Annotated in this window: 13 protein-coding genes and 1 tRNA gene; 10 read left to right on the forward strand and 4 right to left on the reverse strand. The window is 65.8% G+C overall.

The genetic code is table 11. The features are described 5' to 3' along the window. Position 1 precedes the first annotated feature (1 nt). Both CZ375_RS04105 and CZ375_RS04110 read right to left on the reverse strand, forming a co-directional pair. Positions 2-2,395, reverse strand: a complete 2,394-nt coding sequence (locus CZ375_RS04105; RefSeq protein WP_077598025.1) for an HAD-IC family P-type ATPase — start codon at positions 2,393-2,395, stop codon at positions 2-4. A gap of 75 nt (positions 2,396-2,470) precedes the next feature. After that, a tRNA-Arg gene (locus tag CZ375_RS04110) sits at positions 2,471-2,547 on the reverse strand. Positions 2,548-2,709: 162 nt separating this feature from the next. On the opposite strand from CZ375_RS04110, the gene aroF reads away from it, so the two are divergent. The 8 genes from aroF (at position 2,710) to aroQ (ending at position 11,665) form a co-directional block, all read left to right on the forward strand. Continuing rightward, positions 2,710-3,741: a 3-deoxy-7-phosphoheptulonate synthase gene (gene aroF / locus CZ375_RS04115; RefSeq protein ID WP_077598026.1), complete on the forward strand. Its 1,032-nt coding sequence runs from the start codon at positions 2,710-2,712 to the stop codon at positions 3,739-3,741. Then, the gene (locus tag CZ375_RS04120; protein WP_077598027.1) at positions 3,734-4,609 is read left to right on the forward strand and encodes a prephenate dehydrogenase; all 876 of its coding nucleotides are present in this window, start codon (positions 3,734-3,736) and stop codon (positions 4,607-4,609) included. Before aroF ends, CZ375_RS04120 begins: the two co-directional genes overlap by 8 nt. Then, positions 4,606-5,697 carry a 3-dehydroquinate synthase gene (gene aroB, locus CZ375_RS04125; protein ID WP_077598028.1) on the forward strand — a complete coding sequence of 364 codons (1,092 nt, stop codon included), beginning with the start codon at positions 4,606-4,608 and terminating at the stop codon, positions 5,695-5,697. Before CZ375_RS04120 ends, aroB begins: the two co-directional genes overlap by 4 nt. A 1-nt stretch (position 5,698) precedes the next feature. Then, positions 5,699-7,003: a 3-phosphoshikimate 1-carboxyvinyltransferase gene (gene aroA, locus CZ375_RS04130; protein ID WP_077598029.1), complete on the forward strand. Its 1,305-nt coding sequence runs from the start codon at positions 5,699-5,701 to the stop codon at positions 7,001-7,003. 1 nt (position 7,004) lies between these two features. Continuing rightward, a complete protein-coding gene (aroC, locus tag CZ375_RS04135; RefSeq protein ID WP_077598030.1) occupies positions 7,005-8,156 on the forward strand; it encodes a chorismate synthase in 1,152 nt (383 codons plus the stop codon). After that, complete coding sequence (locus CZ375_RS04140) at positions 8,153-9,301, forward strand: bifunctional chorismate mutase/prephenate dehydratase (protein WP_077598031.1); 1,149 nt, start codon at positions 8,153-8,155, stop codon at positions 9,299-9,301. Before aroC ends, CZ375_RS04140 begins: the two co-directional genes overlap by 4 nt. Continuing rightward, positions 9,288-10,574, forward strand: coding sequence for a shikimate kinase (locus tag CZ375_RS04145; protein WP_234966858.1), 1,287 nt, complete (start codon positions 9,288-9,290; stop codon positions 10,572-10,574). Before CZ375_RS04140 ends, CZ375_RS04145 begins: the two co-directional genes overlap by 14 nt. A gap of 158 nt (positions 10,575-10,732) precedes the next feature. Next, positions 10,733-11,665 (forward strand): type II 3-dehydroquinate dehydratase, encoded by a 933-nt coding sequence (gene aroQ, locus CZ375_RS04150; protein ID WP_077598033.1) that lies wholly within the window; start codon positions 10,733-10,735, stop codon positions 11,663-11,665. Here the strand turns inward: aroQ and CZ375_RS04155 are convergent. Continuing rightward, complete coding sequence (locus tag CZ375_RS04155; RefSeq protein ID WP_077598034.1) at positions 11,662-12,246, reverse strand: 5-formyltetrahydrofolate cyclo-ligase; 585 nt, start codon at positions 12,244-12,246, stop codon at positions 11,662-11,664. The genes aroQ and CZ375_RS04155 overlap by 4 nt on opposite strands. Before the next feature lie 98 nt (positions 12,247-12,344). On the opposite strand from CZ375_RS04155, the gene CZ375_RS04160 reads away from it, so the two are divergent. Both CZ375_RS04160 and trpS read left to right on the forward strand, forming a co-directional pair. Beyond that, a complete protein-coding gene (locus CZ375_RS04160) occupies positions 12,345-13,061 on the forward strand; it encodes a M48 family metallopeptidase (RefSeq protein ID WP_159438365.1) in 717 nt (238 codons plus the stop codon). Positions 13,062-13,131: 70 nt separating this feature from the next. Next, positions 13,132-14,181 carry a tryptophan--tRNA ligase gene (trpS, locus tag CZ375_RS04165; protein ID WP_077598036.1) on the forward strand — a complete coding sequence of 350 codons (1,050 nt, stop codon included), beginning with the start codon at positions 13,132-13,134 and terminating at the stop codon, positions 14,179-14,181. 136 nt (positions 14,182-14,317) lie between these two features. On the opposite strand, the gene CZ375_RS04170 is transcribed toward trpS, so the two are convergent. Beyond that, positions 14,318-15,910: a YfcC family protein gene (locus tag CZ375_RS04170; RefSeq protein ID WP_077598037.1), complete on the reverse strand. Its 1,593-nt coding sequence runs from the start codon at positions 15,908-15,910 to the stop codon at positions 14,318-14,320. Positions 15,911-15,964 lie beyond the last annotated feature (54 nt).

Genomic DNA, 15,964 nt, shown 5'->3' on the forward strand with positions numbered 1-15,964 from the left:
CCTACCTCCCGTGAAGCCTGTTGAGAGCGTCGATGAGGGCGCGCGCGTAGCGGCCATCCGCACAGGAGCGCGCGAAGAGCCTGTCAAAGAGGCACCACGACGCAAGCGAGAGAAACGCCAACAATATAAGCATGGCGGGGCTGGGGGCAGAGAGTCTGTAAAAGTCCGGAAACGCAAGGCAGCCGACAATGACCGTGGCGGCCACCACGAAAAGCACCCCCGCGCGCAACGCGTTGAGCGGAAGAGAGATGCGCCTGATGAGGGCAAACCCCACCACGCTCACTATCGCCATGCACATCACCGAGGCCTCCTCTGCACTCATCCCCACGAGCTCGCGTGCCACCAGAGCCGCAAGGAGGCCCAGCGAGATGACGGCCGAGGCGGGAAGCGAGCGACGCAGGACGTTCTCGAGGAAGTTGCCGCTCACACGCTGGCTGTTTGGCTCGAGCGCCAGGACGAACGAGGGAATGCCAATGACGGCCGTCGAGACGAGCGACATCTGAACGGGGATGAAGGGGTAGGGCGGCAAGAGCACGCAGAAGGCGGCAACGACCGCGGAGAAGACGGTCTTGACCAAGAAGAGCGAGGCAGAGCGCTGGAGGTTGTTGATGGACCTCCTCCCCTCCGCCACGACCTCGGGCATATGGGAGAAGTCGTCGTCGGCAAGCACCACATCGGCGACGTTTCTCGCCGCGTCAGTCCCAGAGGCGAAGGAGACCGCGCAGTCGGACTCGCGCAGGGCGAGGATGTCATTCACGCCGTCCCCCGTCATGGCAACCGTGCGACCCAAGGCGTGTAGCGCCCTGACCAGGCTGCGCTTCTGCTCGGGAGTCACACGGCCGAACACGCGGGCCGAGGAGGCGTGGGACATCAGCTCCTCGTCGGACATGCCCGTTGCGTCCACGGCACGATTGGCGTGGGGCACGCCCGCGCGCGACGCGATAGCGGCGGCGGTGGCGGGGTCATCGCCCGAGATGACGATGAGCTCGACCCCCTGCTCCGCGAAGTAGCCCATGGTCGAGGGGGCGGAGGCCCTCAGCTCGTCTCTCAGCGCAAGCTGACAGAGCGGCCGGGGCTCGCCCAAGGGAAGTCCCCGCCCGTCGAAGCCGTCGCAGGAGCAGACGACCAGGACCCGCTCAAGCGCGTCCTCCCTTATGTCCGCAAGCCCGCGCGCGCCACCCTCCCCCAGCACGAAGGGGGCTGCGCCCATCACGAATGACTCTCCCGTCTCAAGGGTGCAGCCCGACATCTTTCGCGAGGAGTCGAAGGGGACGCTGCGCGTGACGGCCTCGTGCGAGATGCCCTCCCGCTGGGACCACGAGAGAATGGCCGCGCTCGTGGCGTTGACGTCGTCCGCGTTCGAGCTGGCGAGGGCGGAGATCGCCCTGCGAGAGAGCCCCTCGTCCACACCGCCCTCCCCCACCACGCGCACGAGCTCCATGTGGCCCGTGGTCAACGTCCCCGTCTTGTCCAGGCAGAGCGTGTCAACGCGCGCGAGCGTCTCTATGCAGCGCGAGCGCTGGGCAAGGACGCCACGCCGAGCGAGCCTGGTGGCGGCGATGGCCATGACGCTCGAGGTGAGCAGCACGAGCCCCTGAGGGATCATGCCGATCACCGCGGCGATGGCGGAAAGGATGGAACCATTCAGCGAGATATGCCCGAGCAGGTACATGCGGGCGAAGAGGATGCAGCCCAAGGGGACGAGGACGCGCGTGGCGCTGCGCACGATGAGGTCGATGGCGTCTTGTATCTCGGAGCGCACGGGACGGACGCGACCCGCCTCACCGGCCAGGCGCGCCGCGTAGCCCTCGGCGCCCACCACCCTCGCGCGGGCCCTAAGCGAGCCCGAGACCACATGGCTGCCCCCTACGACCTGGTCGCCCGCGCGCTTCGAGACGTTGCGGCTCTCGCCCGTGAGAAGGGATTCGTCCACACTGGCCTCGCCAGAAATGACCGTGGAGTCGGCGGGGACCTGGTCTCCATGAGAGAGGAGGATGACATCCCCCAGGACGATCTGGTCTATAGGGACCTCCGCCTCCCGAGCGTCGCGAAGCACGCGCGCGGGCTTTGAGGTGAGGATGGTGAGGCGGTCCACCATGCGCTTGGCGCGCAGCTCCTGGAAGATGCCTATGCCCAGGTTCGCGGCCACCACCCCCACGAAGAGCATGTTGCGCCAGGCGCCCGTGTGCGCGACGAGGAGCGCCATGGCCAGGTTGATGCCATTGAAGGGGGTGACGAGGTTCTCCAGCACGATCTGCCCGACGGTCCTGGTGCGCACCGCAGTTCCGGTGTTCGCCTTGCCCTCCTGGGCGAGGCGAAGCGCCTCGTCGCTGCTCAGGCCCGCCACAGTCCAGCTTTCGCAGGCAGCTTCCTCATCGGGCGCGACCGTCGTCATGTGGGCTCCTCGATGGTGCGATGGGGTGTACATGAAAGGGGCCGCTGCGGGGAGCCAGCGGCCTCGGACCTTCGATGGTGACCCCGGTGGGGCTCGAACCCACGACCTTTCGCTCCGGAGGCGAACGCTCTGATCCACTGAGCTACGGGGCCATGGCTCGCAAGTATAGCCTAAGCGAGGCCCTTGCCCGCCTTGGTCCCAAGCACCCATCGCACTCCCACAAAACAGGGGTGTAACGCTTTCGATAAGGCCGCGGCGCCTGCCCCGATGGGTGGTAGCATCGACAAAAACGACATCACGGCGAAGGGCCCGACATGATCGCGATTGTGAAGAACAGCGCCACCACGGAGCAGCTCGACCACCTCGTGCGCTGGATAGAGGGACGCGGCTTCAAGACCAACGTCTCGAGGGGCGAGAACGAGACCGTGGTGGGGATCATTGGCGACACAACGCAGATAGACCCCTTCCTGCTCGAGTCGATGGACATCATCGACCAGGTAAGGCGCGTGACCGAGCCCTTCAAAAAGGCAAACCGCAAGTTCCATCCCGAGGACAGCGTGGTGGATTGCGGGTTCGGCGTGCTCCTGGGTGGCGGTCACTTTCAGGTGATAGCCGGCCCCTGCGCGGTTGAGGGGAAGGGCCTCCTGCGCATTGCCCGAGCAGTCAAGAGGGCGGGGGCAAGCATGTTGCGCGGCGGTGCCTTCAAGCCTCGCACCAGCCCCTACGCCTTTCAGGGCATGGGGGCAAAGGGCCTGGACCTGCTCATGGAGGCATCTGAGGAGCTCAGGATGCCCGTGGTAACCGAGGTCATGGACCCCCGCGACATCCAGCTCTTCCTCGACAGGGGCATCCACGTCATGCAGGTCGGTGCCAGAAACGCGCAGAACTACAGCCTTCTGCGAGAGCTGGGGCAGACCAGGGTTCCCATCCTCCTCAAGCGAGGCATGTCACAGACCATAGACGAGCTCCTCATGGCTTCCGAGTACGTCATGAGCGAGGGCAACCCCAACGTCATCCTCTGCGAGAGGGGCATCCGCAGCTTCGAGACGCGCACCAGGAACACCTTCGACGTGAACGCCATCCCCGTGCTGCACCAGCTCACGCACCTCCCGGTCGTGGGCGACCCAAGCCATGCCACGGGCTACACCCGCTACGTGCGCCCGGCCGCCTATGCGGCCTGCGCGGCAGGTGCCGACGGGCTCGAGATTGAGGTGCATGACAACCCCAGCGAGGCATGGTCCGACGGGGCGCAGGCCCTCACCCCAGATCAGTTCGCAGACAGCATGCGTCGCATTGCCCTCATCCGCGAGGCCATATGCCAAGACCTGGATGGCGTCGATGCCTAGTCATGGCACCCCCACCTACGTGGACGGACGCGTGGGCGTGGTGGGGCTTGGCCTCATGGGAGGCTCCTTCGCGCGGGCACTCCACGCGGGAGGCCGGGAGGTGTACGCCTGGAATAGGACGCGCTCCACGCTCGAGCTCGCCATGGTGGACGTGGTGGACGGGGAACTCACGGACGAGAGCATCGGCAGCTGCGAGCTGATCATCCTGGCGGGCTACCCGCAGGCGAGCATCGACTGGCTGCTCCAGATGGAGGGGCTCATCTCTCCTGGGGCCATCGCGATCGACTGCGTGGGCGTCAAGCGCAGGGTCTGCGAGAGCTGCTTTGCCATCGCGGCACGGCACGACTGGCACTTCGTGGGCTGCCACCCCATGGCCGGCACGCAGCACTCCGGCTACGCGCATTCGCGCGCCGGCATGTTCCGCGGCGCGCCCATGGTCATGGTGCCCCCACGGGACATGGACGACATCGAGAGGCTCGACCTCCTGGACCGCATCGAGCGCCTGCTTGCGCCCTGCGGGTTCGGCCAGTTCAGCGTGACCACCGCCGAGCGTCACGACGAGGTCATCGCCTTCACGTCGCAGCTTGCGCACGTGGTCTCCAACGCCTACGTGAAGAGCCCCACGGCCCGCGCGCACAGGGGGTTCTCGGCAGGGTCCTACAAGGACCTCACCCGCGTGGCACGGCTGAACGCGCGCATGTGGAGCGAGCTCTTCCTCGAAGACGCGGACATGCTCTCCAGGGAGATCCAGACACTCATCGACTGCCTCCTGGAATACAAGGGCGCAATAGACGCCCACGACGCGGGGAGGCTCGAGGCGCTTCTCGCCGAGGGCGATAGGCGCAAGAGGGAGATTGAGGGACGATGAGCGCGCACGAGACCATAGACGTCAGCACCCAAGACGGAAGCTACGACGTCCACGTGGGGGCAGGCATCCTGGACGGGCTTGGAGAGCTCGTCCGCGGCGCATGCGCGGGGCGGGCGGCAAGGGTCATCTCGGACTCGAACGTGGCTCCCCTCTACGCGAACGACGTCGCCCTCTCGCTTCTTGACGCGGGCTTTGAGAGCAGCATCCACATCTTTGAGGCAGGCGAGGCGTCGAAGAGCATGGAGACCCTCTCGGAGCTGCTGGAACGGCTGGCGGAGGGGGGCCTTGACAGAGACGACGTGGTGGTTGCCCTGGGCGGAGGCGTGACGGGCGACCTCGCGGGGCTTGCCGCCGCCCTCTATCTGCGCGGAATAAAGCTGGTGCAGGTCCCCACCTCCCTGCTGGCCATGGTCGACTCTTCCGTTGGGGGCAAGTGCGCGGTGGACCTAGCGGCCGGCAAGAACCTGGCGGGGGCCTTCTGGCAGCCCTCCCTTGTGGTGGCTGACGTGGACTGCCTGGACACCATTGCCCCCGAGCTCTTCCGGGACTCCTGCGGCGAGGTCATCAAGCACGCCGTCCTTGCGGACGAGGCGCTCTTCGCCGCCCTCGAGCGTCGTACCCTCACCGATGCCGGCCTCACTGGAGAGGAGCTGGTGGACATAGTGGCGCGAAACGTCAGAATCAAGCGTGACGTGGTGGAGGCGGACGAGAGGGAGCTGGGGCTGAGGCAGACGCTCAACCTGGGGCATAGCATAGGTCACGCCATAGAGGCCGCCTCGGGCCTCAGCCTGGGCCACGGCTCCTCCGTGGCGGCGGGGCTCTGCTGCATCGCGCGCGCCTCCTCGCGCCTTGGCTGGTGCTCGGACGAGTGCTGCCAAAGGATCGTCGCGCTCGTGGCCTCCCACGGGCTTCCCACGGACACGGACGTCCCTCACAAGGAGCTCCTCTCCTTCATGCTGCGCGACAAGAAGCGCCACGGTGACGGAATCAACCTGGTAATCCCCCGTGAGATCGCGGACGTTGAGCTGAGGCGCTGCCAGGTGGGAGAGCTCGAGGAGATCGTGCGCTTGGGCTGCGGGGTGAGCTGACATGGACGTGACCATCACCCCTCACCCGCTTTCCGGGAACATCCCCGCCATAGCCTCGAAGTCGGCGGCGCACAGGCTGCTCATCCTGGCGGCGCTGGCAGAGGGCATCACGGATCTTGACTGCGACACCAGCTCTCTTGACATAGAGGCGACGGCAGGCTGCCTGCGCGCCCTTGGCGCCCAGGTAACCCGAACCAAGTTGGGGTTCAGGGTGCGGCCCCTCCCCCGTGACGCCGGCGGGGCCGCGACGGGGCGCCGCGACGCACGGCTCGACTGCGGGGAATCCGGCTCCACCCTGCGCTTCATGCTTCCCGTGCTCTGCGGGCTGAGCACGGGGGGGCAGATCGAGGTGAGCGGCAGGCTTTCCCAGAGGCCCCTCTCCCCCCTCTTCGAGCAGCTCTCGGCCCACGGCGCCCACCTGTCCGAGAAGGGCAGCTTTCCCCTGAAGGTCGCAGGCAGGATGTCTGGAGGCCGCTTCGAGCTCCCTGGCAACGTGTCCTCCCAGTACGTCAGCGGCCTCCTCATGGCGGCTCCCCTCCTCTCGGAGGGGCTTGAGGTCGAGGTCGAGCGTCCCGTGGAGTCGAAGGCCTACGTCGACATGACCCTGGACGCGCTCGCCAGCTTTGGTGCCAGTGTCCAGGTGACCGAAGGCGAGGGCTGCGTCCACTACGGGCTTTCGGCAGGAACGCGCCTGGCATCCCCTGGACGCCTGCGCGTGGAGGGAGACTGGTCCAACGCCGCCTTCTGGCTCTGCGCGGGGGCGCTTGGGGGAGAAGGTGTCACGGTCCAGGGCCTTGACGGCGCCAGCGCGCAGGGAGACCGATGCGTGATGCTCGAGCTCGCGTCCCTGGGCGCACGCTGCTCCACGAGGGGTCGCACCGCGACCTGCGCCAGTCGAAGGCTCGCTCCCGCGGAGATCGACGCCTCGAAGATTCCCGACCTCGTGCCGCCTCTGGCGGCCACCTGCTGCCTCTGCCCAGGGGAAAGTCGCATCGTCAACGCGGGAAGGCTCAGACTCAAGGAGTCCGACCGTCTTGCAAGCGTATCCGCCGCCCTCTCTGCCATGGGCGCTCGCATCACGACCGAGGGGGACGCCCTTCTCATCCAGGGCGTGGCATCTCTTGCCGGCGGTGACGTTGACGCGGCGAACGACCACCGGATCGCGATGATGTCCGCCATCGCTGCAGCCTACGCAAGCGGGCCAACCACCATCCACGGGGCGGAATGCGTCGCGAAGTCATATCCGGGCTTCTTCGACGACTTCCGGCTCCTGGGTGGAATCGTCAAGGAAAGCGAGGTGCGCTGAGGTGCCTTCGAGCTTCGGCAACGCCCTGAGGGTCAGCGTGTTCGGGCAATCTCACTCCGCATCCATTGGATGTGTGGTGGAGGGCCTGCCGTCGGGCTTCAAGGTCGACCAGGGGGCCCTGGCCGCCTTCATGGCGCGCAGGGCCCCCGGGCAAGGACGCTGGACAACCCCACGCAAGGAGTCTGACACGCCACGCTTCCTCTCCGGGCTCAATCCCGCAGGGGCAACCTGCGGGGCCCCCCTCTGCATCAGCATCGACAACAGCAACCAGCGCCCTCAGGACTACGAGGAGCTCAGGCGCATTCCCCGCCCAGGGCATGCGGACCTGGGCGCGCAGGCCAAATGGGGTGGAAGCCAGGACGTCGCCGGCGGGGGGCACTTCTCAGGCAGGCTCACCGCACCGCTTTGCGCGGCGGGGGGAATAGCGGCGCAGATGCTCGACAAGAGGGGTGTGCGCGTTGCCGCGCACCTGCTCTCAGTGGGCGAGGCGCAGGACCAGCCATTCTCGGCCCTGGACATGGACCCCCCCTCTCGCGCCGAGCTCGCACGGCAGATGGAGGCCCTGGCGCAGGGAGGCCCCTTCCCCACCATAGGGAAGGCCGCCGGCAGGCAGATGCTTGAGGCGATCGAGGCCGCACATCAGGACCTCGACTCGGTGGGAGGCGTCATAGAGTGCGTGGTCACCGGTCTTCCCGCGGGCATCGGCTCCCCCATCTTCGACGGCCTCGAAAACCTCATCGCGCGGGCCTGCCTGGGCATCCCCGGCGTCAAGGGGATCGAGTTTGGCCGCGGCTTCGAGGCGTCACGCCTGAGAGGAAGCCAGAACAACGATGCGTGGCAGGTGGATGGCGGACGCATCTGCCCCGTGACCAATAACGCGGGGGGCTCCCTTGGCGGCATCAGCACGGGGGCGCCGGTGCTCTTCCGCCTCGCCGTCAAGCCCACGCCCAGCATCGCCCGAGCACAGCAGAGCGTGGACCTCGAGCTGATGCGCAACTGCCCGCTCGAGGTGAGGGGCCGGCATGACCCCTGCATCGCACCAAGGGCCGTCCCCGTCGCGGAGGCCATGGCCGCCCTGTGCGCCCTTGACGCCTGGCTCTCCTTTGCCCCGGAGGGGCATCCGTTCTCGCTTTCGGAAGAGAGGGATGGATGATGGACTCCCTGGAGGAGATTCGCACGCGCATCGATGACATAGACCATCGGATGATCGAGCTCATGATGGAGCGCATGGGCTGTGCTGAGGAGGTCGCAGCATACAAGCGTGCGCACGCGCTTCCCGTCATGGACCGCCAGCGCGAGCGGCAGCTGGTGGCAGAAGCCATGGCAAGCGTGCCAGACGATCTTGCCAGCCCCACGGCGGCGCTGATGAACCTGCTCATGGAGACCTCCCGCAGCCGCCAGCGGAGGCTTCTGGGGGAAAGGTCCCGGTTCCGCGACGAGCTCGGGGCATCTCTCGCGCACGCCGTCGGCCCCTTCCCAACCCACGCCTTCGTTGCCACCCAGGGGGTCGAGGGGGCCTTCCAGCAGATGGCCTGCGACCGCCTCTTCAGGCACGCGACCCTCAGCTACTTCGACAGCTTCGAGGGCGTCTTCCAGGCCGTGGAGGAAGGGTACTGCGACTTTGGCGTCCTGCCCCTGGAGAACAGCACGGCAGGGTCCGTCAACAAGGTCTATGACCTCATGATGCGCCACGACTTCCACATCGTGCGCAGCTGTCGCATGAAGATCGACCACAACCTCCTGGCGAAGCCCGGCTGCGGGCTTGGGGACGTCACCGACATCTACAGCCACGAGCAGGCCATCAACCAATGCTCGAGCTTCCTCTCAGGCCTTCGCGGAGTGAGGGTGCACGTCTGCGAGAACACGGCCATTGCGTCGCGTATGGTTGCAGAGAGCGAGAGGGGCGGGGCGGCGGCGCTTGCGTCTCGTCCGTGCGCCGAGCTCTATGGCCTGGACGTCCTGGCACGCAACGTTCAGGACCAGGGCAACAACTACACGCGCTTCGCCTGCATATCTAAGGAGCCTCTCGTCTACCCAGGAGCAGACCGGAGCTCCCTGATGCTGGTGGTCGACCACGAGCCCGGGGCCCTCTACAAGGTGCTCGGGAAGCTCTACGCCCTTGACATCAACATCATCAAGCTGGAGAGCCGCCCCCTTCCTGACCGGGACTTCGAGTTCATGTTCTACTTCGACGTGAGCTGCCCGGCAAGCTCCCCTGACTTCGCGAGGCTGCTGGAGAGCCTGGACGAGGTCTGCGAGGACTGCCGCTACCTGGGGAGCTACGTTGAGGTCGTCTGACGGGAGGGCGAACGTGCGCTTTGGGCTCGTGGGGCGGCGGCTCTCGCACAGCTGGTCCCCCGCCATACACGCGGCCCTGGGATCTGCCCCCTATGAGCTGGTCGAGCTAGAGCCCCCGGAGCTTGAGGGCTTCCTCAGGAGGGGCGCATGGGAGGGGCTCAACGTCACCATTCCCTACAAAAGGGCGGCCTTCGAGCTCTCGGACGTCCAGAGCGCCTCCGCGCGGCGCCTAGGCGTCGCCAACACGCTCACGAAGGACGGGCAGGGCCGCATCATTGCCGACAACACCGACCTCGCGGGCTTCTCCTGGATGCTCGAGCGATTCTGCCGGGAACGGCTCGGGCGCCCTGCCGAGCGGGTCCTAGGGAGCGGCAAGGCCTGCGTCCTTGGCTCTGGCGGCGCAAGCCAGGCCGTGCGGGCGGCCCTCGAGGATGCGGGAGCAGAGGTGGTGGTCATCTCGCGAGGCGGTCCCTGCGGATACGAAAGCCTCTCAGGCGGCAACTCCGACTCCGTCCTCATCGTGAACGCGACCCCCGTGGGCATGTATCCCGACTGTCCCCAGAGCCCCCTCACGAAGTCACAGCTGCAGTCCATGCCCCTGCTGTCCGGCGTGCTGGATGTGGTATACAACCCCACGCGCACGGGCATGTGCCTCGATGCGGAGGAGTTGGGAATACCCAGCATGTCCGGCCTTCCCATGCTCGTTGCCCAGGCGGCGCTGTCCTCGTCTCAGTTCCTGGGGTCAGAGTTCAGGGAGGAGGAGGTGGTCGGGCTCTGCGAGCGACTCCTGTCCCAGAGCCTCAACATCATCCTCATCGGCATGCCCGGTGCCGGCAAGACCAGCACGGGCCGCAGCCTTGCCCGTCAGCTCATGAGGCCCTTCGTTGACCTGGACGACGCCATCAGCCTCGAGGCGGGCATGCCCGCGGCACGCTACCTCGAGAGCGTTGGCGAGGACGGCTTTCGTAGGCTCGAGAGCAAGGTGGCCCTGCGCTATGGAAGCCAGAGCAACCTGATAATCGCCTGCGGGGGCGGCGTGGTAGTGCGTGAGGAGAACTACCGCCCCCTCAGGCAGAACGGGCGGATCGTGCTTCTGGAAAGGCCCCTCGATCGGCTTTCCCTGAAGGGACGGCCGCTCTCACGCTCCCGAGGCGTGGAGGCGCTCGCCCGGGAGCGCATGCCGCTGTATGAGCGCTGGTCAGACCTTCGGGTCCACTGTACGGGAAGCCCTGCGGGAGACGCGAGGAAGATTCGTGAGCTGCTTGGCCTATAGGGTCCCTTTTTAGGCGCACGTGACACATCCGGAACGCTCTTTGACGCTCGTCCGTCCACTCACCCGTGGCGGCTTGCGCCGCCCAGACGAACCATATACTTGAGTCTCGTCTCAGGCGGGTACCAGCCATGGTGGTTCGGCAGATCGGGGAAGGAACGATGTCAGTACAAGACGTGGCCCAAAGCGTACTCGAGAGCATCGGGGGCAAGAGCAACCTTCTGTCCAGCATGCTCTGCATGACCAGGCTGCGTCTGAACGTCGCCGACCCGAGCCTGATCGACCGAGAGGACCTCAATGACATCCCCGGCGTCCTCGGCTGTGTGGGCAGGGGCAGCAACGGTATAGAGGTGGTCTTTGGGCCCAACCTTGTTGCCAGCGTATACCAGGCGTTCTGCGAGCGGGCAGGGACCATGCCCGCCGTCGAGGGGACCCTGAGCGTCGCGGGCGGCGGCGAGGGAAAGCTGAGCGTTCATCTCTCCCCCGGCAGCTCCTCCGTGCCCCCACGCGCCATCAGCGCGGCCAGGACCGAGCAGACCGCCTCGGATCCTGGCTCGTCCGAGATGGATGTCCTCACCCGTCTTCTGCAGATGGGAGAGGCGGCCGAGGAGGAGCGCCTGGAGGGAGAGGGCAAGGGTGGCGGCGGCCCTCGGCTCCTCGTGCTCAACGGCCCCAACATCAACATGCTGGGCGTCAGGGAGCCAGAGCTCTATGGGCGGGCAGACTTTGCCGCGCTTCTGGAGGTGTGCCGAAGCTGCGCGGCCGAGGAGGGGTTCTCGGACTGCGTCTGCTACCAGTCAAACCACGAGGGGGACCTCGTGGACCAGATTCAGGACGCGTATCAGAACTTCGACGGCATCATCATCAACCCCGCGGCATACACCCACACCTCCATCGCGCTGCTGGACGCGCTCAAGGCGGTCTCCATCCCCGCCATCGAGGTGCACATCTCCAAGGTGGACGAGCGCGAGGAGTTCCGTAAGGTCTCCTACGTGCGCAAGGCCTGCTTCGAGACCATCTCCGGCCTGGGAATCAAAGGCTATGCGATGGCCATTCGCGACATGGCCTCCCACCTGAGGCGCGAAGAGGGCTAGCGACAGCTCCAGACGCAGGACTCGCTCACCAGCAGGTCAACTGCCACGTCATGCTCGTCTGTGGGCAGTGGGTTCGAGCTGATCTGCATGGACCTGACGAGCCCGACCTTCTTTCCGGGAAAGCTCGCCAGGAAGTTGTCATAGTAGCCCGCGCCATACCCAACGCGATGCCCGCTTCCGTCGAAAACGAGACCCGGCACCAGGCAAATGCTATTCTCCAGCTCTTCCCGTGAGGCCGGGAGCGGCTGGGCGTCACCCCTGCGGACTGCCGCCTCCGCGCCATCGAGCGAGCCTATGAGAACGTACTCGAGGGATTTCCCTCCGCCCACATGGCGCGGAAGGGCGACGCGCTTGCCGTCCCTGAGAGCCCGCGCAATGATGGGGCGCGTGTCGAACTCCTCACGGAAGGGCAGGTAGGCAAGGAGCGTCCCTGCCTTGCGATAGGCGGGATGCGCCAGGAAGTTGCGCAGGAGCTCACCGTCAAGGCGCGCGCGACGGCGCGGCGTAAGCGAGCTCTCGGCCTGCAGGTAGGCCTCGCGCAGCGCGTTCTTGCTCGCATCCTCGCCGTAGGAACTAGCCATGAAAAAACTCCCTCCCGAAGCCCCTTCCGCCGCCTTGGCGCATTATGGAAGCGCAGGCCACACCATTGTATCCAAGCCAGACGAGCAGGAGCGCATCCGTGCCAGTTGGGACCAAGTTCGAGCGCGTGATCTTTGCCGCGGGCCACGAGCTGCTCTTCGTGAGCGGAGGCGTGCGCAGGGTCAACCTCCGCGTGCGACGGGACGCAAGCATTCGCGTCAGCGCCCCCACCCATGTCTCGGAGGCCCAGGTGGTGCGCTTCGTGGAGGAGCATGCCACCTGGCTTGAGGAGCAGCTGCGGCACGTGAGGGAACAGAGCGCCCAGAAGACCATCTCCTGGAAGCCGGGGCACAAGATCTGCGTGCTGGGCGAGGCGCTCGCGCTCCGGCTCGAGCAGTCGCCCCGCCCGTCGGTGCAGAGGGAGGCTGCGGAGCTCGTCATCCGAACGCCGCAGCCCGACCCCACGCCCGACAATCTGAGGAGCCTCTGCACGCCTTGGCTCAAGGGACTGCTCACCGAGGCGTCTCTCCCCCTTCTCGATCGTTACGGGGGACTGATGGGAGCGCGTCACTCTAGCCTTCGACTGAGGTGGATGAGGACACGCTGGGGCTCCTGCAACGTGCGCACCGCCATCGTGTGCCTCAACCTGGAGCTGGCGCTGAGACCACCCGAGTGCCTCGAGTCCGTCGTGGTTCACGAGCTCTGCCACCTCCTGGAGCCCAGCCACAGCGCACGCTTCTACGAGCTCATGGACCACTACCTCCCCAGCTGGCGGGAGGGCCAGGAAATCCTTCGCGGTCAGCCGCCCTCCAGATAGCAGGCGCACTGTGCGGGCAGTTGCCGTAACATGGTGAGGTCTGTGAACCGAAGCAATTGGAGATAACGCCATGCCAAACGAAGGAAGCTACGAGGTTGCCCTGAGGCGCAGTGACGCCATCCAGGCGGACCTTCCCCAGCACCCCGAGAGCTACACCATGCTCACGGGCGACCGACCCACCGGGCGTCTGCACATGGGGCACTACTTCGGCACGCTCGTCGAGCGAGTGCGGCTGCAGGGGCTTGGCGTCAGGACCAACGTCATCATCGCCGACTACCAGGTGATAACCGATCGGGACAGCACCGATCACATCCGTGACAACGTGTACAACATGGTCATCGACTATCTCGCCTGCGGCATCGACCCCTCCAAGACCATGATCTTCACCCACTCCTCGGTTCCCGAGGCCAACCAGCTCATGCTCCCCTTCCTCTCGCTGGTGACCGAGGCCGAGATGGAGCGCAACCCCACGGTGAAGGCCGAGCAGGCTGCCTCAGGACACGCCCTCACGGGCCTCTTGCTCACCTACCCGGTGCACCAGGCCTGCGACATACTCTTCTGCAAGGGCAACATCGTGCCCGTGGGACGAGACCAGCTCCCGCACATCGAGATAACGAGCAAGATCGCCCGTCGCTTCAACGAGCGCTACGGGAAAGTCTTCCCAGATGTGGCGGGCCTTCTCACCTCCACTCCCCTGCTGCCCGGCCTCGACGGGCGAAAGATGAGCAAGTCTTACGGGAACGCCATCTCGCTCTGTATGAGCGCAGAGGAGACCGCAAGGCTCATCAAAAAGTCCAAGACGGACTCGGAGCGCAACATCACCTTCGACCCCGAGGGAAGGCCCGGCGTCTCCGCCCTGCTCACCACTGCGGGGATCTGCACGGGACGTGACCCCAAGGAGATCGCGGATGAGATCGGCATGGGAGGCTCCGGCCAGCTCAAGCGCTACGTCACCGAGGCGGTAAACGACTACTTCGCCCCCATTCGCGAGCGCAGACACGAGATCGAGGGCAACCTCGACTACGTGCGCGACGTGCTGTCGGACGGCAACGCCCGCGCCCGCGCCATCGCCCAGGACACCCTTGGGGAGGTTCGCGAGGCGATGGGCATGAGTTACTGAGGACCCAGGCAACTCCACTCCCCAGGTCGAGTGCCCCCGCAGGAACATCCTGCGGGGGCACTTCTTTACCTCCAAGAACATGAAAAAGGCGCCGCCCACCAGGGGACGGCGCCTTGGGCCTGCAGTCTTCTGAAGACTAGAGCATCAGCATGGCGACAGACAGGATGACGATGGAGACCACGGCGATGACGGCCACGATCTTGACGGCGAACTTGACCCAGGTCCCGTACTCGATGCGGGCAAGGGCAAGGCCACCCATGATGGCGCCGCTGGTCGGGGTAATCAGGTTCACGGCGCCAGAGGCGGCGGAGAAGACCATGACCATGACGGCAGGGTTGAAGCCGAGCTGCTGAGCGAGGGGCCCCATGATGGGCATGGAGACGTTCGCCATGCCGGAGGTGGAGGGGATGAGGAAGGAGAGCACGAAGTAGAGCAGGTAGGAACCGATGGTGAAGACGATTCCGGAGGTGCCGGCCAGGGCGCCGGAGGCGGCGCTCAGGAAGTAGTTGGAGAGGCCAGTGGCGCTCATGAGAACGGAGACGCCACGGGCGACGGCAATGATGAGGACGACGGACATCATGTCGCCGGCACCAGCCATGAACTCGTCAACGATCTCGTGCTCGGAGAGGCCGCCCACGACGCCGATGATGATGGCGAGGAGGAGGAACCAAGTGGTGGACTCGGCGAAGTACCACTCACCGAGGGGGGCGCCGGTCAGGAAGGAGGACCAGCCGGCAGTAGTCTGCTCGACGGTGGTGAGCTCGCCGGTGACCTTATCGCTGTTGAGGACCAGCTCGCCGTCATCCTCGTACTTGGAGACGATGTCGTCGGCGGTGACCTCCGAAGTGACCTCCGCCTCGTCGTAACCCGCGTTGAAGAAGTCAACGCCGAGCTTCTGCCAGGGCACGAAGCCGATGATCATGATGAGGAAGGCCACGCCGAAGAGGGCGAGGACCGCCTTCTGCTTGCCGGTGAGCTCGGCCTTGGTGGCCTCGCTCTCGGAGTCGTTGCCGTAGGCATCGTCAGCAGCCTGAAGCTCGGAGGCGCTCATGAGGGTGCGGGAGGGATCTGCCTTGACGCGCTTGGCGTACTGGAGGGTGAAGAACACCGCGACGGCATAGGTCGCAAGGAGCAGGACGATGCCCAGGACGATGATGACGCCCTGGTTGACGTCGATGCCGAGGCCGGTGAGGGCTGCAGAGGCAACGCCGGTGGCGAAGGGGTTGACCGTGGAGCCGAGGCAACCGACGCCAGCGCCGAGCAGGATCATCATGGCGCCGGTGAGGGCATCGAAGCCCGCTGCCATCATGGTCGCGGCGAGCAGGGCGTAGAAGCCGACGGTCTCCTCGCAGAAGCCATAGGTGGAGCCCAGAATGGCGAAGACGAACATGAGGATGGGGATGAGCACGAGCTCGTTGCCGCCCATCTTGCGAACGAGGGCGTTGATGCCCGTGGTGAGGGCGTTCGTCTTGTTGACGATGCCGAGGAAGCCGCCCAGGACCATGACGAAGAGGCAGACGTCGATGGCGTCAGCGAAGCCCTTCACAGGTGCCATGAGGAAGTCGGACAGTGTTGCTCCCGTGACGGTGTTCTCCACACCATCCATCAGGTAGGTCTGGCCGTTGAGTGCCACGGTGATCACCGCGACAATGGCCAGAAGGATGAAGATGATGGAGAAGGACGAAAGCATCTCCCTCTTCTTCTTTGGCTGCGCCGTCGTTTCAGACATGACCGCAACTCCTTTCGACGTTGTTAACGTCTCCGAACTGAACAGGACTACATA

The sequence above is a fragment of the Olsenella urininfantis genome (genome assembly GCF_900155635.1).
Lineage (GTDB): Bacteria > Actinomycetota > Coriobacteriia > Coriobacteriales > Atopobiaceae > Olsenella_G > Olsenella_G urininfantis.